The sequence below is a fragment of the Photorhabdus sp. S10-54 genome (assembly GCF_963878145.1).
GTDB lineage: Bacteria > Pseudomonadota > Gammaproteobacteria > Enterobacterales > Enterobacteriaceae > Photorhabdus > Photorhabdus kayaii.
The window spans coordinates 1-24,835 of the sequence record NZ_CAWNXG010000007.1; the positions used below are offsets into that span (position 1 = coordinate 1).

Below are 24,835 nucleotides of genomic sequence, written 5' to 3' on the forward strand. Positions count from 1 at the left end.
AATCTGGTATCTTTCTGTTTCGGTCAGTTGTGTATAGGCCATAGTGCATTTTCCTTTGGCGAGAAAGATGCCTACTATAGCAACTGACCGCCCTTCTGAAAAATTGCACTTATTAGTCGAATCTGCCTGATTTAATGATTACTTATTTTCATCAAGATTGTCAGTTATTTGGCGAAACAATAGATGAAATAATAACTGACTATCTAAACCATCAATATCCAATAACCATAATAAGTTTAATAAGAAAAATTAATATTTTCATCCGTAATTCTGATCATGTAGAAAAAGACTTTCATAATTTTAATTACCACGAATTTGTTCCTGAATTATGGGAAACCACTGCGTTAGACTTTTTAAATCATGTATCAAAATTAGCACAAGAATATTTGGATAAAGATGACTAATCATAGTCATTTTTAATGTGATAGTAAATAAAGAGGTAAAATATAATGGAAATGAGAGAAAAATTGCAGTACATAGATAAGATTACAAATGCTGTTGATAGGAATGATTTTGAATCATTTCACAAAATACTCAATGAGCTGCAAGGAAATTATCTTAATGTCGCACCGCTAATGTTATTAGAAAATATTAATCATCTTATCTATGCCGCCCAAAATATAAAAGGATGTTTTAGCATCCGTCATTCTGATGAAGCTGATCCAAAGTTATGGGAAACTATTTCCGCCGTATTAGAACATCTGAATCAGTCATCAAAATAATGCAAAGTTATATAAATAAACAACATGAAAAGGACAAATAAATCAACTTTGTATCCATGAAATTTTCAAGTAAAAAACACTTTTGAAGGTAATTAATTATATATTACATTTCAAAAGCGTCATTTAATGATAACCCACGCCATTTATTAGCCAAACTTTAAAAACATTAATTACATATAAACAAGTTAAACTGTTTCGCATAGCAAGCACAACATAATTATGCTGCGAGTAAACAAATTCGTATTCCTTTAAATAATTCATTGGGATCTTTTCCATTCCGAATCTTTCAGTAGGAAATTATTTAATCGGTTTACGACAAAATTTATCTCTCGATTAGAAACTTTATTGAAGCCTGTTCCTTTGGAAAGTATTGTCTGATTAGCCCACTAATATCCTCATTTACCTCTCTTTCCCTGAGAGCATAAGGAGCCGCAAAGCGGATATTTGTTTCTAATTTTTTCCCGATAATTCAATGACTCGCAAATTCTAAACCATATAGCTGTAGTTCTCGATGATACGGAATATCTACAAATGTAGCAAAACCAAGGTCATGATATAGTAAAATTAAAAGCAGTTATTTAGCTTTTTCAGCTTTATTTTCATTTATCTAAGTAAAGTGTGATAAATTCTTCGCTATCAAACCCTCAAATAAAATTAAATTTTTATAGGAAAAACACGATGACTAATAAAAGATTTAAGAAATTCATTATGTTTCTTGTGACATTATTAACACTAGGAACATGCTTACCTACATTGGCTATCAATAGTAAAGAACAATTCCCGTCTGAATATCGTATATCAAGAGGTGACATAACAAAATTTGGTGGGGCACGCAGATTTACACAAGAACAAACTACAGCGCTTAGAGATTCATTAGATAATAAGAAAGTCAAGAACGTCATCTTGTTTATTGGTGATGGAATGGGAGATTCTGCAATTACATTAGCTCGTAACTACGCAGAAGGTGCAGGAGGATTTTTCAAGGGAATTGATGCAATGCCATTAGTTGGACAATATACACATTACTCATTAAATAAAGACACCAAGAAACCCAATTATGTTTCGGATTCAGCATCTTCAGCCACTGCCTGGGCTACTGGAGTAAAAACTTACAACGGGGCATTATCCATTGATGTTTTTAACCAACCTCATCAAACCTTATTGGAGCTAGCAAAAAAGAACAAAAAAGCAACCGGTAATGTCACTACGGCTGAAGTTCAGGATGCAACATCGGCAGCACTGTATGCGCATGTCACGCAGCGTGAATGCTATGGCCCAACAGAAACGTCGGAAATGTGTCCCACTGATGCCCTCGAAAAGGGGGGAAAAGGTTCTATCACGGAACAACTTCTGGCGGCACGTGCAGATGTCACGTTAGGGGGAGGAATCGATATCTTTTCCCAGCAATCAGTGGCAGGTGTCAATACAGGAAAAACGCTGAAGCAGCAGGCGTTGGAGCAAGGGTATCAATGGGTAACAGATATAACATCATTGAATGCGGTGAAAAAAGCGAATCAAAAAAAACCGCTATTAGGATTATTTAATGAAGAAGTTTTACACGGAATGTGGGAGGGACCGAAAGCGATTTATCATGGAAATCTTAACGAAGCCCCGGTGAAATGCAAATTGAACACCAAACGGAGTTCACAGCAGCCGACATTAGTACAGATGACCGAAAAAGCCATTGATCTACTGAAAGTCAATAAAAATGGCTTCTTCCTGCAAGTGGAAAGTGCGTTGACTGATGATTATGAGCACTCCGCCAATCCTTGCGCACAAATCGGTGAAGTGGTTGCTTTGGATGAAGCAGTACAAGCCGGTTTGAGATTCGCTAAACAACATGGAGATACACTAGTAATTGTTACTGCGGATCATGGACATTCCAGCCAGATTATTGAACCTGATGTTAAAGCCCCCGGTTTGACCCGCTCACTGATTACCAAAGACGGGGCCGTTATCACAGTCAGTTATGGTAATTCAGAAACAACTTCTCAGAAACATACTGGTACACAATTACGTGTAGCAGCTTATGGCCCACACGCCGCAAATATTGTTGGATTAACCGACCAGACCGATCTATTTTTTACCATACGGGATGCGATGGGTTTGAAATAATAGAGATGGAACAGCTTGTTATATGATCAAACTCGCACAGCATAATGTTGCGCGAGTGATCTTATTTATTCAGCTAGAAGCCGAACGATATCCACGCAATGCACGCTTCCAAACTAATCGTGCCACGATAAAGAAAAAGATGGCTATTCCCAGCGATCCCATTGCTAAAGGCAAAGTCAACATCCCTAACAACGCCATAACCGGGGAACTGGTCATGACACCAATGGGGATCAGAAAACTAAAGATTAACCGCCAAGGCATACCAAATAGATGAATAGGCCAGCGAGCAAAACCCAATAACGAAGAGAGAACGTTGGTCAAATTTTGTACCCTGACTAATGCAAAAGAGGTCGCAATAGCGAGAACGAACAACGCGTAAGCCGTGGCAAGCCCACCAAGCGATAAGATGACTGTCATCATGATATCCATGAACGAAGGTTGAATATCAAGCTGTATAAAAGCGTAAATAGCCAAGCCAAGTCCGAAGAAAAAATCAATACTTTTCCATAACCTGATATCGACGAGTGAACAGAGAAAAAGTGAATCGACGGGCCGCATTAAAATATAATCAAATAAACCTGTTCGAATACCTGAAACAGCGGCGGCAAGACTGGGAGCAATCAGACCTTCAACAATAGCATATAGCATCATATACCAGCCCATTAATACCAGCATTTGCTCGAATGACCAGCCGGCGACGGCACCACGTTCATTAAACAAAATGAAAAGCGGTAACAGTTGTAGTATCGCCATGATGAATGAAAGTAAACCATCTACCATGAAGTCCCAACGGTATTGTATCGAGCGTTTTATACTCAAGATAAACGCCATACGAATGACTACAAGAGAGTGCATCATTATCCAAACGCCAAGTAACAGCGGACACCTCGCCGCCAGACAAAAAATGCGGCAGCAAACAACAAAGCCACCAGTGCGAACTGACAGGCCACCCATTGAGCAGCGACAAGCAGGGAATGCTTTCCGATTAATATTTCTACTGGCAGTGAAATCACAAACCGGAATGGCAGCCAGTTTGCTATCTGACCTGCCCAATCTGGTAATAAGGCCAACGGAAACATATATCCTGATAGTACACTACTGGCAGCAACATATATTTTATGTACAACTAATGAGCGCTCGATCCAGAAGGTCAGACTCCCGATCAGCAAGTGGATGCTTTGATTAATAAGGAAGGCACCTGATAACGCCAGCGCCAGCAAACCTAGTTGCGGTAAATTTAGCGGCTGGCTCTGTAAGCTCATGATCAGTGCCAATATAAAAATAGGTAAGGCAACAATTAGGCTTAATCCCAGTTCGGCAATAGTAATTGCCAAGTAGTTGATAAAAGGATGAATGGGGCGCATTAACCAAAAAGAAAGTTCACCAAGGCGGATATTTTCGTTAATTTCCCAGACGTTGTTACAGCTGGTTAATATGGTGGTCACGAGAACGGCAACATAGTAAAGATTAAAATCCTCTGCGGTATAACCTTGAAAAGAGCCATCTTGAGTTACCGAACGCCAAAAAACCAGCATGATTAACGGCATACTGAGTGTGACAAGCCAAAGCAGAAATTCGGCTCGGAATGAGAATGTTTCAAATAATCGGACTTTTATAAGAGCGAAAAACATGTCGGTTCGCCTCTATTCAGGAATTTGTTTTAGTTCGGTTTTATTCTGGTTGGGATGACCAAAAATCTGGCGCAGTATTTCCTCCAATGGAAGATCTTCTATGGTGAGGTCAACTACCAATTGTTGTTCAACCAGAAAATGTACGAGTCTAGGGACATGATCGCGGTGAACTCGAATTTGGGAACGTTCTTCGGTTTGTGAAATGAGCGCGCCAAAGCGTGAAAAATCGGGAATATTGATCTGGCGATTCATCGAGAACGAGACGATTTTTTCAGGGTTTTGTTTCGCCGTGAAGGTTCGCAGATCGCCGTCATAGAAAATCGTTCCACGGTCAACAATGATAATGCGTTGACACAATACCCGCACATCTTCCATATAGTGTGATGTCAGCAGAATAGTAGCATTGTGGCGGCGATTATATTCAGCAACAAAATCACGCAGAGCAGCTTGCATGGCAACATCAAGCCCAATCGTCGGCTCATCAAGAAAGAGAACCTTGGGTTGATGGATCAGCGAGGCAGCCACTTCACACCGCATACGTTCCCCTAATGAGAGCTGGCGGGTGGGTTTGGTCATGATGGTGTTCAGTTGCAGTAAGTCGCCCAACTCCTTCAGAGTCTGTTTATGTACGGCCAAGGGAATCTCGAACAGGACCCGGATCATTTCAAACGTATCAATTGGGGGCAAATCCCAGATCAATTGCCCCTTATTACCCATTACAAGACCAACACTGTGTAAAAAAGTTTTTTCGCGCAGATAGGGCGTATATCTTTCGACGGTGATTCGGCCACTACTGGGATGCAATAACCCACTAAGTAACTTGACCAATGTGGTTTTGCCGGCACCATTGGGGCCGAGTATCCCTACCCTTTCACCATTTTCTATCTGGAAGCTGACATTTTTTAGTGCGACGACGGTTTCATACTTCCTTTTCCAGAGTGAATTGAGCGCGGAACGGAAACTTTCGTTACGTTGATGCACCTGATAAATTCTGGAAACTTCTTCTGCTCGGATCATGCTCAGTCAACTCCAACAACATGTTGTGCTACACGTAATGCATTTGCCTGAATGGTGAGTGTGGGATTGAGCCCACCGGGGAAAGGCATAAAGCTACCATCTACAATATAAAGGTTTTCGAGTTCGTGAACCCGGCAGTTAGGATCTAAAACAGAACGTACCGGATCTGTACCACTGCGGCATGTGCCATGCAGGTGAGTACTCCCTTCTTCAGAACGTGTACGCTTAGAATGAATTTGTGTGGCACCTGCGGCGTGAAGAATATCGACAGCGCGTTCAGCCATATAGGACAGGCGTGCCAAATCATGGGGAGCTGTCTGATAGTCGATCATGATTTTAGGTATCCCCCAGACATCACGACGGGAAGAGAGTTTCACCCGGTTTTCATAGGCAGGGGTATCTGCAATGATGGTTTCTAATTCTAAGGGTAGTAGTTCAGGGAACTCATCGGGGACAGGGATAGTACGAGCTTCGTAAATTAATCCTCCCATTCCACTAGGGCAACGAGCATCAAGATAGTGGTCCAAAATCGCCAACGTAGAGAAAGGGCCACGAAGCCCAACGGCATGATTACGCATGGCATCAGTTACTGGCACTACACCACGTATACGCTGGCTGAGTTTCATACATAGCCCACGACCGACGAGATCATGCCGATTACCAATACCATTGGGTGCAAAAGGGGTGACTGATCGCAATAAAAGCGCCGCACTCTGTATTGCGTTACAGGCAACGAAAAAATACCGTGCTTTCACATGGCGAATACTGCCATCTTCCAGATCCAGACAGCGCAGCGTACTGATTTGCCCTGAGCGTTCTTGTTCCAGCGCCACGCCACGGATACCTGAAAGGAGGGTAAAATTGCAGTGGTTGACCAAATGCTTGATATAGATATTCAGGACATCACTTTTAGCACCGCTGGGGCATTGAAAATCAATACAGCGTTTTTCCTGTGTGCAGAGTTTAGGATCAATCGCCATCGGCGTTGTGAACGGATAATAACCGAGCTGTTTTGCCGCCGCTGCCATGATATCCGCAGGCAGCGACCTTGGGAGGGCATTGCCTCCCTCTTTTGCGGGTGCTGTGTGTGGCCCACCACTGACACGCAATTGTTTCTCAACAATAGCATAGTATTTTTCTAAATCAGTCAGATGAATTGGCCAAGCAATATCAAGCCCAATACCTGATAACCAGGAGCGAGCATCAAAATCGCAATCCTGATAACGGAAAGATGCACCGCCATAAAAGAGTGTCCCCCCGCCTACATTTCGCGTACTCCAAGACCATCCCCGCTCTTCCCAGCCATTTTCCCCTTTAATTTCTGCCATGGGAGACGAACTATCCACCTCTTCTTGTGTTACTTTAGGCGCAAGTAGGTCTCCTTCTTCAACCATAATGACCGACCAACCACATGCTTGCAGGGCATTCGCAACTACCGCACCACTAGCACCGCTACCTATCACACAAGCGTCGGCAACTAACTCAGCAGGCGCCTGTTTTAATCCATGAAAATGACGTGCACCTAACTGTAATTTTTCTTGAATTAACATCTTATGATTTTCTCCAGGGTCCATTATCACCACTTCTTTTCATCACTAAAAAGGTCTAAGGAGGTTGTTTTCATCGGTGGCGCACTGCCATGTGGTGTAACAATTGGCTATAAGCGGCTCCCACGTCATTCCATGACCAATGAGATCGGGGAACTGGGGTCAGCCCCGCAATACCCTCTTCTTTCAACCAATCAAGTAAGGCGTTGTTATCTTCAACAAGATGAGCGGCAAAACGGCGTGTAGCACCCGAATGGGCATAAGCCACAACCGGTATACCCAGTTGTACGGCTTCAGCGGACAGAAAGTTAAATGTCTCATGATAATCACTTAATACTAGTGCAGCACTGGCTCCGCCAAAAATCAGCTCGTGATCGTGTTCCAGATCGTAATAATCGAAAACCTTATGTCGTTCACCCAAATTTAAGCCATTAAAATAGTGCCTGGCTTCTTTGCTCCGTTTCGACCAGTTGTTAAACAGGATATGCAGATGCAATCCCTTCTCCAGACAAGCCTCGACAACCGGAGAGAGCTTCTCAAGCGTTACTTTACCCGCTAATAAGACCACCGGACCGTTGGGGGAATGGTAATCACGGGCGGGGATATGATCCGCCGCCCAGGGAATGTAATGTCGTTTGGGAAAACAATATGTCCATGGCGCCTCATAAAAAAAGACATCGGCAGCATAGGCGTCTGGCGCAGCAGCAATGGCGACGCAATCAGCGGCATTTGCTCCGGGCTGATGAGCATGGCAGGCAGACAAATTAGTATGGGAGTCGGTGAGCAACGAGACATCATGCCAGACCCGGATAGTACGCTGTCTCAGCGATTCTGGCACTTGTTGGCCTGCGCGAAATAACTCGCTTTCCATTAAAGGAATGATAGCCGTGATATTTTGGGATGAGACTCGCTCTGCTAAATTATCAAAGGTTGGGTATTCCTGCGCAGAATACCAGATGACCTCAACGTCATAGCTGGGCAGGATATGCGCAAGATTCCAATAGGCCGTTTCTATTCCCCCCCACCCCCGACGATCAAAATTGTCTGGATACCGTTCTATCAATACCACATATTGTGACGTTTTTTTAAAGGACATAATCGAACGCCTCACTTTTTTGATGTGAACGATTATTGCAACGACGGCAAATGTCCGTTGCATTTCGATTTCCACATGAGAGTGCTTCACGGGCCCGACGAAACTGAGGTGAATTCCAGATTCCCATGATAGGCGTGTCAAAGACGTTGCCAAGAACCACTTCTTCTTTGTTATCCTCATAGCAAAGCACTACATTCCCTGTGATCGTGATAATCAACATGTCTGATGGCGCAAAACAGGGAAGATTCGAGACGATTTCTGGGCCGGCGATCACATTGCCTGCACGATTGGTCAACTGTAACTGATCAGGAATAAGCCAGATAAGATCAGGCTTGGGCGCTCCAGGTTTGCTGTCGTGCTGAGTGATAATAAACTGTTTAATGCCATTTTTATGTAACAGTTGATATTTTCCATCCGTCAGATAATCGCCATTGCTATACAGTATTTGTCTGACTTCCGGCAGCCGTTCAGTGACCCGGGCGACAAATTGCGGTAACTTAGGATGCAGCAGCGGTTCATTATAAAAATGATAAGAAAGTCTCCCGGTAAAATTTGCTTCTTCCAATCTGTCGATAATACGCTCAAATTGCTCAGGCTTCATTCTGTTAGGGGCATCGCGTGGCGCTATTACATTAGGACAATACACACAACGTCGATTGCATCGTGAATTGATTTCAATCTCTACCATAGAAAACATATACGTTATCCTTATAGTGTTATCTGGTTGGATACTGTTATTTGGTAACAGATTGCTCGACTAGCTCGTGATAGATACTCTTTAATCGAGGCAATACAGCGTCTGGTGCAAAGATTTCTATCGGATTTTTGTTGTTATCACTCTCTTCTACGATGGGAGACTGTTGAGGCTGGGTCAGAGCACGGTTAATGCAGTTAACCAATTGGTTCATGTCTCCAGCAGGAGCGAGCAGTTCAGGCGAAATTTTCCCCAGTATTTCGTTAATACCGCCAACGGCATAGGCAGCCACCGGCACTCCTACCGCAGTAGCTTCAATGGATACACCACCAAACTCTTCATGTTCTGACGGCATGACAATGACATGACAGGCCGCAATCGCGGTTGCCACCTGATCATTGGGGATAAATCCCGTGATAGTAAATTGGGACTCTAGCTGATATTGAGCAATAGTCTCTTCGAGCCTATGCCGTTGCGGGCCATCTCCCACGACTAAAAAATGCAGGTCAAGATGACGCAGACGATCAGCCACAGCAACAAAATGTGTCCAGCCTTTTTCTTTTGCTATACGCCCAATAAAGCCAATGTTTTTTGTTTTTAATCCATATTTCTGTCGAAAAGCCTGAATTGCTGATTCACCGGGATGCCGGAATTGTTTGGGATCGACAACATCAGGAACGATTTCCACACGACGAGCATATGGACGAATAACAGAGGCGGTACGTTCGGTCAGTGCGATGGTTGTTGCGGCAATATTTACCGCCTTACGCTCCAGATAGCGAGCCAGTTTATGTGTCATACGATCCCAAATTGACATCGGCTGATAAACTGACAGTCGTGAACAGTGGATAGTGAGTATCAATGGACAAGACAGCAACTTAGGAACCAGATAAGCGACTAACAGCGCAGGGATTTGCCCATCAAGATGGAGATGAATCAGATCAAAAGGTTCCTGTCGCATTTTTGGGCGGATAGCTAACAACGTTGCCAGTGCCCAGGACTGGGTTAATCCTTTTAATCCAGTCAACTCCGAACGTAATTCAGGTAACCGGAGATAAGTTCTTTCTACACAGAGATTAGTGTGTAAATTACGCTGGTGTGGCAGACCAGGAAAACCGATAGTCATCACATGCTGTTGTACTCCTCGCTCCGCCAGCCACATAGCCTGCCGCCAAATCTGGATCTGCATTCCACCGACAGAGTCATATTCAGCAGGCCAACTCTTTACATCAGGGTGATGAAAAAAAGGCGTTAATCGCAATACACGCATATCTTGTCCTCTTTTCCTATTTATTAAGTGTCATACGATCACGCTGGTTGTTGAACTCCTGGTGAGAAAGACAAGTACCACAAGGAAAGTGGTCGTATTCCTGCTCTTCTTGCAATCCTTCAATTTCCAGATACTTGGGAACGGGAGAGTAACAATCACACTTCACCATTGAGATATTTTCGCCATCAATGTAATAGTTGAAACCATTCTTAATCTGGTCACAGACGAAATCACCACGTCGCCCATGTTGGTAGATATAATCCCAACGGTCGAAGAAAGCCTTACATTCCAAAAAAGGGGATTTATGAAGCTGTTCATAATTCAGATGCACTGTCAGTGGTCGCCCTTTAGTTGCTAGCAGGGGTAAAAAATGCAGTCGACCAGTGAAACCACGAGCCTGTAAGGTATCGATAAAATCATTAATTTCTTCGATGGATTGGCCGTGGTAGACACATTGCAGTTCGGCAGAAAGGCTCACAGCATGGTCTAAAATGATATCTATCTGTTTTTGTTTTAAACCCCGTGCCTTATTCATTTGTTCAGTATGCCCATCAATAGAAATGACCCAGAGCAAACCAGGACGAAGACAGGCGGGAAGACGTGTGCCATTGGTGAGTACTTCGATGGAATAATCTTTTTTCTGAACACATTCAGCCAAAAAATCGAGTATTTTTGGATAAAGTGTAATTTCCCCATCGGCTTCAACCCGAAGGAAAACATCATGCGGATTAAAGCGCTCCAAAATGCGTGTTAATGAACTAATAACAGCTTCAGTGTTCACTCTAGCCCGCTTTATCTCACAATAGCTGCAACGTAGATTACAGGATGTTTTTATCCCGATATTACGATAACGACGCACCCGGCGAGTCACGGGGGGCCAAGATGAAGGTGGTTGAATAGTATGAATGATATTGATTAAGTCTGACATAATACCCCCTAAGAACCTGATTACTGCGTATAGTTCGACATTTATAAGCACCTCTAGAAACTGAGAACTCTCATATTAGTACCAGTAGGTTTTATTTCTTTGCTGCGCTACGTTGAACAATTGTCATGACAGATTGTAATCAGATTCTGATTAAATTTTAGGTTGTTTGAAAAATATGCTGGCGCAACATTGATTCGACTAAATCAACAGGCACAAGCGTTAAGGGATGCCCTTCACCACTCCAAAGGGGGGTTCCCAATTCATTTAACAGAATCATCGGAATTTCATTGGGCTTAGCACGCAGATAACCACGTTTATTATCAGATTGCAGTATCTGCATAATGGCTTCCGGGGTTGCTCCTACAGGTGCCTTAATATCGACGCCGTTAAGGTGAATCAGGCGGTAGTGCATATCACGTGCTTGTGATGTCAATAAACCAAGGGTGTGAGAAATTTCAGCTGCGACTATCATGCCAAGCGCCACGGATTCACCATGAGTCAGTCTTCCATTACAGCTTAATTCGATAGCGTGCCCTACAGTGTGACCATATTCGAATACAAGGGCATGATGTCTCTCCCGCTTATCGTTAACCATGACTTTTTGTTTGGTGAGAGCCCCCGCCTGAACGATGCATGCAAGTGTTTGTTCGTCGTAATGCGCTTCTGTATTCAGTGTCCTGGTTAAAAATGGGATATTTTCGGTTTCTAATATCAGCACATTTTTAATGATTTCACATAATCCAGATCGCAAGTGTTGGGACGGCAACGTCAGCAAGAAAGCAGTATCAGCAAAAACCGCTTCTGGCGTATGAAAACAGCCCATCAGATTTTTGCCTTGTGGCATGTTCACCGCTTGTTTAAGAGAAATAACAGAATCACTCATTGCAATCAGGCTAGTGGGGATATGCACGAAACGAATACCACGAAATAGTAGCGCGGCCAGCAGCCCTGCTATATTGCCGATAACCCCCCCTCCCATCGCAACAATAACACTTTTGCGATCAACATCCGCATTAAGCAATTGATTTGCCAGATAATCCAATGTATTGAGCGATTTGTTTGCTTCTCCTTCTGGAATTGACCAGACCCAAACCGGCACTTTTGTTTTTAGAGTTAGCCGTTGTACGAAAGGAGCAGCATGAAGCCGGTTTACGATATCGTCAGTAATGATGTGCAGAGAAGACGCCGACATCTCAGCTAAATGCTCCGAAATTTCCTCTGTACAGTGGCTCCCTATCCAAAAAGGATAAGCAACATCTTCAAAACGCAATTCAATTTTATGCATAGAATGCGCATTATCTTGAAGTAAACAGGATGACACATTGCTTTTTTCATGTAACATATTGTTATTAAAAGGTATATCAATACCATTTTTTTCGGTATTTATCATTTTTTTACCTATAATTAAGGTGATAATGGCATTGGTTCATCAGATGATTGTGCATTAAGCTTCTTGTTTATTATTTCCGCGAGGTTATTAATTTCCATTGACAGATGTTCGTATTTCGACCAACCCAGAGTGCAGTCAAGGAGTGCTTCCAGACGTACCATAAATTCAATGGCATCCCGTGCAGGGATCTCTAACCGTCCTCGCTTGATTAGTTCTTCTGTGTCATCTCCCGTTGTCTCACAGGCGATTTTGATAATTAATTGACGAATATAACCTACTGATATTGACATGATTTCTCCCAAAATCTTTCTGCATGGTAAACTGCTTGCCCGGTATGGAAACATGTCTGCGCCAGACGTTGTGCATGGACAATAATTGCATCAATCGTTTCCTGATCGGTTTGGCTGGCATAATTAGATAGTGCTGCGTATTTATCTGCTAATGTTTGATCGATACTGATGGCTTCTAGTATGCTGAATTTTCGCTCTGTCAATTGTTTTTCCAAAATATCCAGTGTAAATTCAGCTGCATAGGGCAGGTCTTCGTAAAAAGCGAGCTGCCATTGATGATTATGTAGTGAACAAATGGCGTGATGGACAATCTGATGGTCGATATGATGACCAATGGCGGCTGGCGCAATCACAACATCAGGGCTGGACTCTGCCAAGACCTGCTGTAGCTTCTCCAATACGATTGAAGTTCGTATGTCATTAGTAAGTTGTCCCTGAGTAAATTGCAATTGGCGCTCACTCCCATCGTCATAGCCGGACAGGCTGGAATCTGAGAGCCCAAGAGGGTATAACTTCATCTTAAAATTTTGACAAAAAGTTTGCTCTTCTTTTACCCGTACTTTACTGATAACGGCGGAACCCTCATCACGCAGGGATTTAGGGAGCGCCCATCGACTTTGGGTAAATACGGTCACAACCTCTAATGTGGATACAGCCGCCAATTGTGAGACGAAACCACCTATCGAATAAGCAATATCATCGGGATGTGGAGCAATTAAAGTCAGACGTTTACCATACCAGTCTTTTATTCTGCTCATAAGGCATACCTTTGTAACCAATGGATAGCATCGGCAGCAGGCATAATATCACTGGCACCGTCGATCATATTGAATGCGGCTTCCATTTGTCGCTCGATAGAGACATGGATTTGGTGCTGCGTAGAAAAGTGTAGAGCAAGTTCTGAAAATACTTGTTTGAAGTGGATCTCCAATTTCGTTAAAACGGCTTCAGTTGCCAGCGAGACAGCCTGATTATCAAACTTATACAGTAACAGGCCGTGTTTACCGCAAGCAGTATAGAAAGCCTCATCCAATTCTGGCGTCGCACAGATAAATTGCAGTAATGGTCCATCTCCCATGACTTTTATTGGCAGCTCTGCCTGTGCAATCAGTGTGCGTAATGTGTTTGCCAGCATTGACCCACACGTGACCAGACGTTTGTAACCTTGTTCGTCATGCATATATTTCAATGTGGCTAAAGCAGCAACAATAGGCATTGTGTCAAAGTAGGCGGTATAGGTCATGTGCTTAGTTTTTTGCATCATTTCAGTTGGCCCGACGAGGCAGGATAAGCGTTGACCATTGCATAGTCCTTTAGCAAAGGTATAAAAATCAGCCTGTTCGCCAATAACCTGTGGTAACGCAGAACCAGTCACTGAACGATAGCCATTTTTGACTTCATCACTGCAAAATAGAACGCCATATTCACGGGCAAGATGGGCTATTTTTTTTAATGTTTCTGGTTTGAGATGTACATAGTCGGGAGAAATCATCACCATTGCGACTTCGCCATGATAGTTTTCTAATACATCAGCCAGTAATTCGGGGATGAAGTAGAAATCGATAATGCCTCTTTCATTTGGCTGCAAAAAATGGGAAGGCGAAGCCCATAAATCCCCCCAGCCGTGGTAACCTGCGCTGGCGATGATTTTTTTACCTGTTATCTTCCGGGCACACTGGACAACAGCACGGCAGGCTTCAGTTCCTGAGCTGAAAAAAGCAACTTGCCCATTGGAAATACCACTATCAGCAACAATGATTTCTGCAAGAGCTTCAAAAGGTTCTGACCAACAGGTGGAAGACCCCAGTTTATTATTTAAACTGGCGATTATTGCTTCTGTAACTACCGGATGATGGTGTCCCAACGTGATGCTACCTTTGCCATTCATCAGGTCAATATAGTCTCTTCCATCACTCAGTCTGACGATAGCACCACTTGCGGATAGAGCACGTAAGTTTGGTACTGGTACGCCGACAGCAGAGGCGATTTTTTCAGGTTTACTCATAGACACTCCTCGATATTTCAGTCGGTTGCATATTTGCGATGCTTTCGATAATCAAGTTGTGGTACTGGATAAAAGTTTGGAATAACAAGGTGAGATCTTCACATGCGCGCATCTTACCTATAGGGCTAAATTGACGTACTTCCCGGCGGAAACCGTCGAGTAGTAAAAGCAGCGCAACAGGTAAAGAGGTGAATATCACTGGTGAATTATCATTCTCTGTCTGGTTACTGTTGCACATCAGCTGTAATGTGGCGGGCGGCAGTTGATATACCAACAGAAAAACAGCTATCTCCAATTCTGTCCAACTTATCCCTCCCCAGTTAGCCTCCTGATGAAAACGGTAGAGATGCCCGTCATTGCCAACTTGCCAGTGCCAATCACCAAAGGCATAGCTAAGGGAAGAGCGTATTGGTCGGGTACTTCCTGCAAAAGGAGGAATATTGAGCGAATCGAGCCAAATGGGTAAGTCAGGTAATTTGTGTTCACTCAATTTACTTTTACCCATTTTGTGTTGCAGACGTTCCCATGCATTACGAATGGCTGCGCCTATTGGAATCTGAGGTAGCTGACCAACAATATCTATTAATGGCGATTGGCTGATAGACTGAATAATAGCGTTGCACTGTGTAAGCCAAACCTGATGATTTTCATGAGGTGTTTCGGCCATAAGATCCCGTAATGGCCGCAATCCTGGAAGATGTTGAGCAATATGATAACCATCAAGAAACCACGCCTTAGGATGGGCAGTATTGACTTGCTTCACCCGATTGAATTCCGTGAGTCCATAGGTGCTTTCCCCGATAAATCTCAGGTGCAACAATGGCGTTTCATGTTTATCCGTGACCAACAAGGGGGTTTTCTTGGGGTTAATCAACCTTCTTGCATATTTTTCCATTGCTGGCGAGTTCCAAGGCAACCAAGCCTCACCCAAGCCATATCTTTTTTCCATTGTTGGGCAATGAATAAAGATCTGTGTATCAGCGTCATTTATTATTGTCGAATTCAGTAAATCCGACGCTGGTATCGCGGAAGTCAATGTAGAAAGAAAATGGCGGTGATCATTTTTTAACAACGATTGCCAGAGTGGACGCCGTTCACGTGTCATCAGAGGTGATCGCACAAATACAGTTGACCATGAAGCTGATGTTGTGATTTTTCTCACATGCCCAATGCTGGCAAACCATATGTTTTCTGCTTTGACAGCTAACCATTCCGCAAGTTTTTCAACGGTATTGCCAGTATCGGGTTGATCATCAACAATCACGACGTCTGGACGTTCAGATTGTGCGTCAAGAAGACGAAATAGAGTATCTAACTCTGAAGGATGATACTGACAATAGGCGTTAATATGCCTTAAAGGACGCAGTGTTAGCCATGCAGGGGGCACACCATTAATCTGAGTTAACCCTGCAACCCAACGTGGAGTAAGAAAACTCCCACCACTGCGGAGACCGACAACCACGATGGAACGCCCGGAGGCAAACTGGCGGGCGAAACGGATTGCATCATCCACACAGACTTCGGTATCCCCTAAATCATAGCCATAACACTCTGGCAAGGGGAGTGCCAAAATACGAGTCAGTAGATCCATCCAGGGAGAAAATTGACCTTGCAATACAAGGCCTATTTGTTGGGAAGACTCCGTTTCAGCCGTGATTTTGTGGCCACAAGCGATAGACAAAGCGGCCTGCTGCGCATGTGTAGCAGAACATTTGGCCTGACGGCGGACTGATAACGGCTGTTGGCTGGCTTCAGTAAGAAGACTCAGGTCACTCCATATTTGCCCCAGAGCGCAGGCTGATACATAACCATCACCGTTTTGAGCATATTCGGTGGCGAATAACTTCGCCACTAACTCTGAGGGTGTAATCTGCATTCTGGCGACCTTGCCAAAGTATTTGGTCATTCTGCTCTCATTTTGTCCGCATAGTGCTAATAATCGCAATTGGATCAACTTCAGACAATTTAAAACGGCCTTTCTCCTCTATGGCCATAGGGGCCAGAGCACATTGAATATACGTTTCAATTTCCTCTGTGACGCCATAAGGGATAAGACTAAGTTGTCTGACAAATTGTTGACATTGGCCCTCAGAGAGTACATTTGCATGATAGGCAAGCAAGTACTCTTTACAGCGTTTAAACTGACTTTGCCAAATCGCGATTTCATCTGCGATTGAGGCAGCAGAATCTGCATTTACTGCGATTTCAGGAACGTGGTGCAAAACTAAATTACGCAATTCGGCATTTTCTGGAGCAGTAACCAACTGCTGCAATGTGGCCGACAAATCACGACGATGTAACAAGCTGACCGCGATCCGTTCGGCCCCAACCGGGGAGAGTGGTTTTTGTACCATTCGCATCAGAGTCTGCTCTGGCCATATTGCTGAAAGGAGTAATCCCATCTGCCCTGCGGTGGTGTGAAGACATTCCCACTGTTCTTGGTCATCCTCTGTGTTTTCCAGCTTCTCAATAATTCGGTGGAAAGCATCCCAGGCATGGTTAAAACCAGCAAGGCAAGCGCTGGTGACCTCATCACGTATAGATTCATTCAGGCAGAGTGCAGCGAGCGTTGAGGCAAAGGGCAACGAATAAACCGTGATACGCTGAACAGAAAAATCAATCACAGCCCGGTAATTGACATAAGCGTGGAATAGATCACACCAAGGAGAATGCCCCAGCATGTCATATACATGGGAAACTTCATCATTAGGCACATAGGAGAAATCATAAGCAGTATCGAATAGCACTCGTAACCAAAGCACCAGTTGCTCGAGATCCTGTCTCTGCCAATGTAAGCCATCAGCACGTTTTAAGCGTAAGAAAAGTGTCCAAGTACCTAATTGACAGACCCGATTTGATGATATCTGCCATTGTGGTTTCCATTCTGAAATACGTGATGCCAATGCATCGAAGACATATAAGCGACCAATATCCTCTTCCGGGGCATTCGGAAGCTCACAGAACTCAACAACTAATTCCTTCTCATTAAAGAGGAAACTGGCCTTGTGTACGACAAAGGGCAGAGAAATCTCAAAGAGGTTATTAGTTAACCTTAAAAGGCAAGAACGGGCATCACCAAAACCATCAGCGATATTGATCAATTTATGTAAAGGCGCAGGCAGATCAGGCCCTGATTCAGCCCGGAAACGAACCAGCATCCATTGATGCAATAGATTGTGTAACTGGTGGGCATTTTCTATCGGTAGTTGTTCCGGTGTCATATTACCGGCGACAGGCATTAAAGCCTGCCAACGTAAGAAATCATCCCCCAAGATTTCTACAACATCTTCTTTTAATTCAAGAAAAAAAGTGTCCGGCATGGGGCTATGACGAACATGTTCTACCCACCCCTGGAAAGCGCATAATGCCGATTTTTCTGTGGCGGAAAGCATTGATAGCTGTGCAAATTCCATCCAATCGCGGAGTAGATCTAGATAATTTTGATACGTGATCAGCTCGTGTCTATCAACAACATCGGCTAATACCGCCTTGAGTACCTGATCGTAAGTATCCACTAAATCTATGCGACAAAGTGCCCTCAAAGTGGGTAATTTCGCATGATGTAACTCTTTCATCAGACTATCCGTAGCTTGTAGCAAATCAGCGGCTTCACTCGCTCCTGCCAGTGCTGCGGCTGCTTTAAAGCGCTTAAGTGGAGACAAGAAAGCCACATAGTCAGCAAACGCTTTAGGCGCACAAACCAGATTCGCCAGTGCAGTCGGTGACAATTGGCGATGATGGATAACTTCAAACAGTTCGTGAACAGAAAGCGTAGAACCTGCTGCCTGGGTTAAAGCATGTAAAATGTTAATCCGGTCTGCATCTTCATAAATGGGAATAATGTCTGTATCTGCGAACACATGAAGTAGACATTCCAGTAGCAGACGCCCATCCCCACTTGGGGACGTTATCGCAGCATCAACCCATTGCGCCAATGGCATCGCGGGAATTCTCTCAATCCACGATTCGGCTTTGATAAATAACATCAGCAGGCGCAGGTCATTAAGTTGCCTGACCTTGTCTGCCAATGTTGGGATAGCCTTACATAAGTGCGGTAATGTCGATTGCGGATCGGTTTTGGCTCTGAAAGCACAGAGATAATCTGTTGTTGCATCGGTTGCCGACCAATGAGCAGGGTAGAGCGTCATCGCCTTCTCACCTACTTGTGCAAGGAGCCAACCTGTTAAACTTGGGCTTCGGACAATGTCACCATGCTGTAACCACGTCCCCGTTGGGAAAAGAGTACGTTGCCTGAGTGAGGCACCGATTTTTTCCTCTAATACCGGTAAGCCAGCCAGCGCACGTTGCAAAACATCCGAAAGATCTTGAGAAGATAGCGCCGTAGTGGGCAGAGATTCTCTATCGTCAAAAATATGCTGTACAGCCGCAGGCAAATTAACCGATTCAATGGTTTCCGTTTCCAATTCGATAAGTGGTTTTTGCGCACTAAAGTAGGCTTGCTCTCCCACACTATTAATAATGACCAAGGGAACTGCGGGGATATTGGTTAACTGGGTAAGAAAAACGGGCAATTTTTGTTGACGGAACATGATGCCAGCATGTTCACTGGCAACGCCTGATTCAACGAAGACAGCCACAAGAGTGGATCGCACTGGCAAAGGAAGACGCAGGTAACGAGACCAGGCATCGTCTAATGTGGACGCCGAAAGGAAAATGCCTAAATTGGGCTTTGCCGGATGCAGCAATGTTGTTACGGGAACCACCCGCATACTACGTGCCAGCTCTTCTTTCACTTCAGTGGTTAACTGTTCAACCTGACGCTCAAGTACATAACCCGGAGCGGGGCGTGCCTGTACTAACCAAATCTTATCCACGCGAACCTGACATAATTGAGCGCCATACCACAAAGGCGCAGCTAACGTCGGCCAATGATAGGCTACAGAGTTTGCCCTTGAGCCAGGGGATTGTGCAGACGCAAAACCAAAACCAAACGCCAGTTCTCCCCGGATACCTTCAGAGGCATGTAAAGTCAATCCGGTCACGGAAACCAGGCCATGATCCGTTTCCAAAACCCACTCAGTGTCTAACGCAATTTCAGAGAAATATTGATGTAATTGATTGATAATTTTATTCAAATCATGGCATGCATCGGCTGTCAGATACGGAGCCTGTAAGGCGTCCACTGTAGATGGCGTACCTTCAATCAATTTTTGAACAAAACAGGTGATTGGCTGCGGTTGATAACCCGGATCACTTAACCGTTGCTGTTCAATGGATTGAGGTTCAAATCCACTGAAAGCCACCATAGAAAGCGTATCACTAAAATCTGCCGGACAATGACAGACGATACTGGCATAGCCTCCAGCATTCACGAAAGTATCACCATCCTCTAAACCCGCACTGCGAATAATCCAGGGGGCTGGGCCACAAACTTTCTCAACCTGTTTTATCCAGTCGGGGTGCTCAGTGATGTACTGACTGTAGAGGGTGCAGAGCAGCGCGGTATCTGCTTGCGGATAATGCTTTACAATGGCAAGCGCTTTATCAGCCGCAAATCCCACTAAAGGTGGAACCAATGCTGAAAAATCGGTGTGCCGGGAAAGTTGTTGTAATCGTTCAAATTTTGCAGCCATACGTTTTATCTTCTTACCTTTAAAGCCATAATCTCAAATGATTTTTCGCGTTAACAAGGACAAGCCTCGATTTTCCACCTATCTCTTCATTCTCTATAACGTGCAATGCCGTATTACTGATACGCATATGCCAGCGTTGTAATAGGGAGATTTCCAGCCCTAACAACACAAACATTGCTAGCTCTATAGTGAATGCATGGGAAACGATCACAGTGACCTTTTCCCGGCCACGCTGTTGGTGTCGTTGACGCAAAAAATCGGTCACTCGTGCGCGTTGTTCAATAACAGTTTCTACTTCAGGTCTTACTTTAGTTGTGGGACTATTCAAACGTTCTTCCAGCATTGCATCCCATTCCGACAAACTTAATGGCGGTATCAGTGAAGGTGCTATACGCACTTCTTCCAAACGCTCATCAGGTATCAACGGTAAGTTGTACCGTGCAGTGAGAAATTTGGCCGTTTGCATTGTTCGAACCATTGGGCTGCTAAATATCTTGTCTCCGATTAACTCCTTGGGAAAATTATCCGCCAATAATTGTGCTTGTTGCTGGCCCATTTCCGTCAGTGGCGAATCAGGCAAAACTGAACTGATTAACACATGGTTATCCTGTAGATTACATGTTGCTTCTGCATGTCGGATGAACACAAAACGATGGCAATGTGTTGACGTCATAATAGTTTTGGCCTTTTGGTGATTCACAGATGCCCGGCATGGCTCATTACCTTCTCCAGAGCACGCTGAACATCAAGCATATCTGTTTCTTCTGCAAGTAAAAAATGATGCGGCAAGGCAATGTGGCTATGGGAGAATGCCTCCGCTATTGGCAGGCTAAAACGCTGCGGCTGAACAGATGACTGAAAGTCTTTGCTTAATGCGAAACGCCGCCGACTCGCGGGTTGGTATAACGTACATTGATTTAATGCGGCGTACATAGGCTTACAAGGTAAATTCAGCTCTGCTGACAGGGCTTCTGCCAGTTTTTCTACTGAAGCCTTCCCTAAGACAGATTCAGGTAAACCAATGACATAGTTATAATAGACACGCTCAGTGGTACCCAGAGTGGTTTGCTGAGGAAAACAGCCAATTTGCAGCATCAATTCATCCAAATATTCGGCATTACAGCGCCGGATAGCATTCTCGGTATCAAGTTTTTCTAATTGAGCTAACAAAATTGCGGCATGAAATTCAGACAAGCAATAGTTCGAACCCATTAGCTCAGCGGTTTCTAATAACTCCATATGATCTAACGGTGGTGGTACACTGCTTAATGTGCGTCCATCGGCGCGTAGATGGGCTAATCGTCTAGCAATTTGCTCATCTTGAGTTAGTACCGCTCCACCTTCTCCACTGGTCAACAGCTTACTGTGTTGCATGCTGAACGTTCCAGCAATACCAAATGTCCCCACATGTTGACCGGCAAAACGAGCACCATGCGCTTGAGAGCAATCTTCAATGAGTGACAAATTATTTTTTTCTGCGATATGCATTAAGGCATTCAGATCCGCAACCGCAGAACCGAGGTGTACAACTGTAATCGCACGACAGCGAGAAGTAATTGCTTTTTCAACCGCATTTGGATCTAAGCATCCTGTCTGAGGATTCACGTCGGTTAGCATTGGAATAGCATTAATATTAAGAACAGCTGATGCTGAAGCGACCCAAGATAAACCAGGTACAATGACTTCATCCCCAGCTCCGACCCCTACTGCCTCTAAAGCCATAGTCAAGCTAGCAGTACCGCTGGAGGCAGGAACACAATAATTAGCATTTGTGTAACGCGCATAAGCTTCGGCAAAACGCTGTTCAAAAGAAGGTACCCCACGATATGGTCCACTTATTGACCAACGCTGACTATTTAAAACAGAAAGTAGATTATCTACAGTTTCGGAAGAACTTGTAGGCCACCTAGGCCAAGATATTGTTCGAATGGAAGAGCCACCATGTATTGCCAGTTTAGACACGATAAGTAATCTCCTTTTCAAATAAGAAGTGATATTAATCCAGCGAAAAATCCATAGGTATCGTTAAGTTATAGGGGATATGTCTCCCTTTCATTTACATAGAATATCCTATGTGAATTACCACCGGTTTACTAAGTTAAATAACCAATAACACCGCTACACTTAGTCCTTAAACTCAGTTATAGCTATAGGTTTTCACTTTAATACAAGGTGTTACACTATTTTTAAGTTTCATTTAAATAAAATTGCAAGATTTGAAAAATATTAACATTGGGCATTCTGTTTCTTAATAGAAGATGTATTATCTGGTTAGATTTTTTAATTTTTCAATCTATGATTTATTTTAAATTCTGTATAAAAATACAAACCATATGAAAAAAAATCAATAAATTAACAATCTAATTTCCAATATCGTGATTTACGTCATAATTAATTAATCACACGTAAACACCATAAATTCAAATATAATATTACCAATTAGAGCTACACACCAGAAAATATATTTAACCTTAATAATCAAGGTTATACATTAAATAATTAGATGCACATGTCAAATATAGTTTTCACGCTCGATGAAAGTCCCTATGACTTTATCGTGAATTTCTTCTTATTTAGAAAAAAATGGTTTTTCGATTCAATCGCTTGCCTCGAGTTCTGGAATTCAAGTTAGCTAGTTCTATACACTGAGTAAACTGTTTTCCAACTAAATAGCATTTCGTAATACCGATACAGTAGTCAATTTGATTGATGTCTGAGCAGCGAAAGTTTGATACCTGATAACCAACACTAATTCATGGTGTTGCTATATATAGCTTGTCCCCTTGTTGTACAAAGCGTTTTGTAAAGTGATCTACTATTTTGAATAGTTTATTTAGGAGATCACAATAATATGGAAACCCCCAATTAAATGAACGGACAATATCCATTTTTAGACCTCTTAGTAGGTGATTATTTTTTCCAATATTATGATTTATTATATAGAAAAACTTTGGATGAAGTCATAGACTGCTTTTTAATAATGATGTAGAAAAAGACTTTTATATACCCGTCATCTTTCAAGTTGCCTCTTTGTTGGCTGCGCTCGCTCACCCCGGTCACATAGTTTGCTATGCTCCCGGGGATTCACTCCCTTGCCGTCGCGATGCATCTTGAAATCCATAGGGTATAATTAGAATGACGATGAATTTGTTTCTGAATTATGGAAAACCTCTGCGTTAGGTTTTCTAAATCATGTGTCAAAATTAGCACAAGAATATTTGGATATATTATAGCATCTGAATCATTCATCAAAAACAATTCGAGGTTATATAAACAAATATCTTGAAAAGGATAAATAAATCGAACTTCCATCCATAAAATTTTCAAGTAAAATCGCTATTCCATAATAACCCACCAAATTTATAGAAATATTTTATAATATCCACAACATAATACTTAGATTATTTTGTTTTTAATTAAAAATAATAATGTCGACATTATAAACATTCTCATACCATATGCAAAAATTTGCTTTTTATTCAATTTTACTTTATTAATACCGATTCGTTTGATATTTAATTTCTCAATATAAAACTTTCAATGAGAACAAGAATACTATGCAAAAAATCACATTAATTACGGGCGGATCTCGCGGTATTGGTCGCGCAACAGCGCTTTATCTGGCAGAAAAAGGGCATCATATTGGAATTGGTTACCACACCAATCAAGCTCAAGCGCAGGAAGTCACAGAAATTATCCATAAAATGGGAGGTAAAGCTATCGCCATTCAGGTCAATGCCGCTGATGAAAAACAAGTTGTAGAATTCTTCCAAAGAATTGATAAAGAACTCGGATGTATAACCGGTTTGGTGAATAATGCCGGTATTCTCAAACCACAAGCACCAATTGAACAACTCACCGCTGACCGCCTGAATGATATTTTTGCCGTCAATGTTGTAGGCAGTTTTCTCTGTGCACGGGAAGCAGTTAAAAGAATGTCTTTCCGACATGGTGGACAAGGCGGATCAATTGTCAATGTTTCATCCGCAGCATCCCGACTGGGATCACCACACGAATATATAGATTACGCCGCATCGAAAGGTGCAATCGATACTTTGACTATCGGCCTGTCTCTGGAAGTGGCCGATCAGGGAATTCGGGTAAATGCCGTTCGTCCTGGATTCATCTATACCAAGATGCACGCCGATGGCGGCGAGCCAAATCGCGTTGATCGGGTGAAAAACTCCTTACCAATGAAACGCGGTGGACAACCGAAAGAAGTTGCACAGGCTATAGCCTGGTTGCTGTCGGATGAAGCTTCATATGTAACCGGAAATTTTATTGATCTGGCCGGAGGGAAATAGCATTTAAAACAAGTATAGATTGAGCTGAATTTACCAATTCATGGGAAAGAAACCAGAAAATAAAAGATGACCCATATTTTCAATCACTCTGAATCAATATTTAGGATGTATTATTAATTAGTATGGGCTGGCATATTGATAACCGAACTTATTGCTATTTTCTGGAAATAATATGCCCATGAGCCTATTCGGTTGAATGCAGGCCAAACTGCAACAACCAAAATCCTTAATA

General features: G+C 43.2%; 20 protein-coding genes and 2 pseudogenes. 4 read left to right on the forward strand and 18 right to left on the reverse strand.

The window, feature by feature from the left end:
- Positions 1 to 134: 134 nt before the first annotated feature.
- The gene (locus AACQ83_RS05465; protein WP_112876778.1) at positions 135 to 404 is read left to right on the forward strand and encodes a contact-dependent growth inhibition system immunity protein; all 270 of its coding nucleotides are present in this window, start codon (positions 135 to 137) and stop codon (positions 402 to 404) included.
- Positions 405 to 449: 45 nt separating this feature from the next.
- On the forward strand, positions 450 to 722 hold the full coding sequence (locus AACQ83_RS05470) for a hypothetical protein (RefSeq protein WP_112876779.1): 273 nt from the start codon (positions 450 to 452) through the stop codon (positions 720 to 722).
- Between the two features lie 217 nt (positions 723 to 939).
- Here the strand turns inward: AACQ83_RS05470 and AACQ83_RS05475 are convergent.
- Positions 940 to 1,215: pseudogene (locus AACQ83_RS05475) on the reverse strand (IS30 family transposase); the annotation flags it as partial.
- Positions 1,216 to 1,400: 185 nt separating this feature from the next.
- On the opposite strand from AACQ83_RS05475, the gene phoA reads away from it, so the two are divergent.
- Positions 1,401 to 2,837, forward strand: a complete 1,437-nt coding sequence (gene phoA / locus AACQ83_RS05480; RefSeq protein ID WP_240000702.1) for an alkaline phosphatase — start codon at positions 1,401 to 1,403, stop codon at positions 2,835 to 2,837.
- 69 nt (positions 2,838 to 2,906) lie between these two features.
- On the opposite strand, the gene AACQ83_RS05485 is transcribed toward phoA, so the two are convergent.
- The 17 genes and pseudogenes from AACQ83_RS05485 to AACQ83_RS05565 form a co-directional block, all read right to left on the reverse strand.
- A complete protein-coding gene (locus AACQ83_RS05485; RefSeq protein ID WP_158537754.1) occupies positions 2,907 to 3,695 on the reverse strand; it encodes an ABC transporter permease in 789 nt (262 codons plus the stop codon).
- On the reverse strand, positions 3,695 to 4,468 hold the full coding sequence (locus AACQ83_RS05490; RefSeq protein ID WP_112876781.1) for an ABC transporter permease: 774 nt from the start codon (positions 4,466 to 4,468) through the stop codon (positions 3,695 to 3,697). The genes AACQ83_RS05485 and AACQ83_RS05490 overlap by 1 nt, the downstream gene beginning before the upstream one ends.
- 12 nt (positions 4,469 to 4,480) lie before the next feature.
- Entirely contained in the window at positions 4,481 to 5,485 is a 1,005-nt protein-coding gene (locus AACQ83_RS05495; protein ID WP_112876782.1) for an ABC transporter ATP-binding protein, read from the reverse strand.
- Positions 5,486 to 5,487: 2 nt separating this feature from the next.
- Positions 5,488 to 7,035 carry a GMC oxidoreductase gene (locus tag AACQ83_RS05500; RefSeq protein ID WP_158537755.1) on the reverse strand — a complete coding sequence of 516 codons (1,548 nt, stop codon included), beginning with the start codon at positions 7,033 to 7,035 and terminating at the stop codon, positions 5,488 to 5,490.
- A 70-nt stretch (positions 7,036 to 7,105) separates the two neighbouring features.
- Positions 7,106 to 8,128, reverse strand: coding sequence for a glycosyltransferase family 1 protein (locus tag AACQ83_RS05505; RefSeq protein ID WP_112876784.1), 1,023 nt, complete (start codon positions 8,126 to 8,128; stop codon positions 7,106 to 7,108).
- The gene (locus AACQ83_RS05510) at positions 8,118 to 8,825 is read right to left on the reverse strand and encodes a radical SAM/SPASM domain-containing protein (protein WP_112876785.1); all 708 of its coding nucleotides are present in this window, start codon (positions 8,823 to 8,825) and stop codon (positions 8,118 to 8,120) included. The genes AACQ83_RS05505 and AACQ83_RS05510 overlap by 11 nt, the downstream gene beginning before the upstream one ends.
- 37 nt (positions 8,826 to 8,862) lie before the next feature.
- Complete coding sequence (locus tag AACQ83_RS05515) at positions 8,863 to 10,092, reverse strand: glycosyltransferase (RefSeq protein WP_112876786.1); 1,230 nt, start codon at positions 10,090 to 10,092, stop codon at positions 8,863 to 8,865.
- Between the two features lie 16 nt (positions 10,093 to 10,108).
- Positions 10,109 to 11,020 carry a radical SAM protein gene (locus AACQ83_RS05520; RefSeq protein ID WP_112876787.1) on the reverse strand — a complete coding sequence of 304 codons (912 nt, stop codon included), beginning with the start codon at positions 11,018 to 11,020 and terminating at the stop codon, positions 10,109 to 10,111.
- A gap of 157 nt (positions 11,021 to 11,177) precedes the next feature.
- Entirely contained in the window at positions 11,178 to 12,410 is a 1,233-nt protein-coding gene (locus AACQ83_RS05525; protein ID WP_112876788.1) for a 2-deoxy-scyllo-inosose synthase, read from the reverse strand.
- 14 nt (positions 12,411 to 12,424) lie between these two features.
- Positions 12,425 to 12,700, reverse strand: a complete 276-nt coding sequence (locus AACQ83_RS05530) for a DUF6137 domain-containing protein (protein ID WP_112876789.1) — start codon at positions 12,698 to 12,700, stop codon at positions 12,425 to 12,427.
- Positions 12,685 to 13,458: a PIG-L deacetylase family protein gene (locus AACQ83_RS05535; RefSeq protein ID WP_112876790.1), complete on the reverse strand. Its 774-nt coding sequence runs from the start codon at positions 13,456 to 13,458 to the stop codon at positions 12,685 to 12,687. The genes AACQ83_RS05530 and AACQ83_RS05535 overlap by 16 nt, the downstream gene beginning before the upstream one ends.
- Positions 13,455 to 14,705, reverse strand: coding sequence for an aminotransferase class III-fold pyridoxal phosphate-dependent enzyme (locus AACQ83_RS05540; RefSeq protein WP_112876791.1), 1,251 nt, complete (start codon positions 14,703 to 14,705; stop codon positions 13,455 to 13,457). Before AACQ83_RS05540 ends, AACQ83_RS05535 begins: the two co-directional genes overlap by 4 nt.
- On the reverse strand, positions 14,698 to 16,611 hold the full coding sequence (locus AACQ83_RS05545) for a hypothetical protein (protein ID WP_112876792.1): 1,914 nt from the start codon (positions 16,609 to 16,611) through the stop codon (positions 14,698 to 14,700). Before AACQ83_RS05545 ends, AACQ83_RS05540 begins: the two co-directional genes overlap by 8 nt.
- 7 nt (positions 16,612 to 16,618) lie before the next feature.
- A complete protein-coding gene (locus AACQ83_RS05550) occupies positions 16,619 to 20,299 on the reverse strand; it encodes a hypothetical protein (protein ID WP_112876793.1) in 3,681 nt (1,226 codons plus the stop codon).
- 19 nt (positions 20,300 to 20,318) lie between these two features.
- Positions 20,319 to 20,972, reverse strand: coding sequence for a histidine phosphatase family protein (locus tag AACQ83_RS05555; protein ID WP_146747887.1), 654 nt, complete (start codon positions 20,970 to 20,972; stop codon positions 20,319 to 20,321).
- 23 nt (positions 20,973 to 20,995) lie between these two features.
- Positions 20,996 to 22,261, reverse strand: a complete 1,266-nt coding sequence (locus AACQ83_RS05560) for a DegT/DnrJ/EryC1/StrS aminotransferase family protein (RefSeq protein WP_205068645.1) — start codon at positions 22,259 to 22,261, stop codon at positions 20,996 to 20,998.
- A gap of 607 nt (positions 22,262 to 22,868) precedes the next feature.
- Positions 22,869 to 22,962: pseudogene (locus tag AACQ83_RS05565) on the reverse strand (IS1 family transposase); the annotation flags it as partial.
- Between the two features lie 894 nt (positions 22,963 to 23,856).
- Here AACQ83_RS05565 and AACQ83_RS05570 point away from each other — a divergent pair.
- Complete coding sequence (locus AACQ83_RS05570) at positions 23,857 to 24,603, forward strand: SDR family oxidoreductase (protein ID WP_112876795.1); 747 nt, start codon at positions 23,857 to 23,859, stop codon at positions 24,601 to 24,603.
- The last annotated feature ends 232 nt before the right edge of the window (positions 24,604 to 24,835 follow it).

What these genes read in the sequence shown, in the direction of transcription:
- AACQ83_RS05515 (WP_112876786.1), bottom strand. Translation starts at nt 10,092, where the DNA reads ATGCGTGTATTGCGATTAACGCCTTTTTTTCATCACCCTGATGTAAAG.
- phoA (WP_240000702.1), top strand. Translation starts at nt 1,401, where the DNA reads ATGACTAATAAAAGATTTAAGAAATTCATTATGTTTCTTGTGACATTA.
- AACQ83_RS05510 (WP_112876785.1), bottom strand. Translation starts at nt 8,825, where the DNA reads ATGTTTTCTATGGTAGAGATTGAAATCAATTCACGATGCAATCGACGT.
- AACQ83_RS05545 (WP_112876792.1), bottom strand. Translation starts at nt 16,611, where the DNA reads ATGACCAAATACTTTGGCAAGGTCGCCAGAATGCAGATTACACCCTCA.
- AACQ83_RS05550 (WP_112876793.1), bottom strand. Translation starts at nt 20,299, where the DNA reads ATGGCTGCAAAATTTGAACGATTACAACAACTTTCCCGGCACACCGAT.
- AACQ83_RS05525 (WP_112876788.1), bottom strand. Translation starts at nt 12,410, where the DNA reads ATGATAAATACCGAAAAAAATGGTATTGATATACCTTTTAATAACAAT.
- AACQ83_RS05530 (WP_112876789.1), bottom strand. Translation starts at nt 12,700, where the DNA reads ATGTCAATATCAGTAGGTTATATTCGTCAATTAATTATCAAAATCGCC.
- AACQ83_RS05535 (WP_112876790.1), bottom strand. Translation starts at nt 13,458, where the DNA reads ATGAGCAGAATAAAAGACTGGTATGGTAAACGTCTGACTTTAATTGCT.
- AACQ83_RS05505 (WP_112876784.1), bottom strand. Translation starts at nt 8,128, where the DNA reads ATGTCCTTTAAAAAAACGTCACAATATGTGGTATTGATAGAACGGTAT.
- AACQ83_RS05500 (WP_158537755.1), bottom strand. Translation starts at nt 7,035, where the DNA reads ATGTTAATTCAAGAAAAATTACAGTTAGGTGCACGTCATTTTCATGGA.
- AACQ83_RS05485 (WP_158537754.1), bottom strand. Translation starts at nt 3,695, where the DNA reads ATGATGCACTCTCTTGTAGTCATTCGTATGGCGTTTATCTTGAGTATA.
- AACQ83_RS05555 (WP_146747887.1), bottom strand. Translation starts at nt 20,972, where the DNA reads ATGACGTCAACACATTGCCATCGTTTTGTGTTCATCCGACATGCAGAA.
- AACQ83_RS05520 (WP_112876787.1), bottom strand. Translation starts at nt 11,020, where the DNA reads ATGTCAGACTTAATCAATATCATTCATACTATTCAACCACCTTCATCT.
- AACQ83_RS05470 (WP_112876779.1), top strand. Translation starts at nt 450, where the DNA reads ATGGAAATGAGAGAAAAATTGCAGTACATAGATAAGATTACAAATGCT.
- AACQ83_RS05490 (WP_112876781.1), bottom strand. Translation starts at nt 4,468, where the DNA reads ATGTTTTTCGCTCTTATAAAAGTCCGATTATTTGAAACATTCTCATTC.
- AACQ83_RS05495 (WP_112876782.1), bottom strand. Translation starts at nt 5,485, where the DNA reads ATGATCCGAGCAGAAGAAGTTTCCAGAATTTATCAGGTGCATCAACGT.
- AACQ83_RS05465 (WP_112876778.1), top strand. Translation starts at nt 135, where the DNA reads ATGATTACTTATTTTCATCAAGATTGTCAGTTATTTGGCGAAACAATA.
- AACQ83_RS05570 (WP_112876795.1), top strand. Translation starts at nt 23,857, where the DNA reads ATGCAAAAAATCACATTAATTACGGGCGGATCTCGCGGTATTGGTCGC.
- AACQ83_RS05540 (WP_112876791.1), bottom strand. Translation starts at nt 14,705, where the DNA reads ATGAGTAAACCTGAAAAAATCGCCTCTGCTGTCGGCGTACCAGTACCA.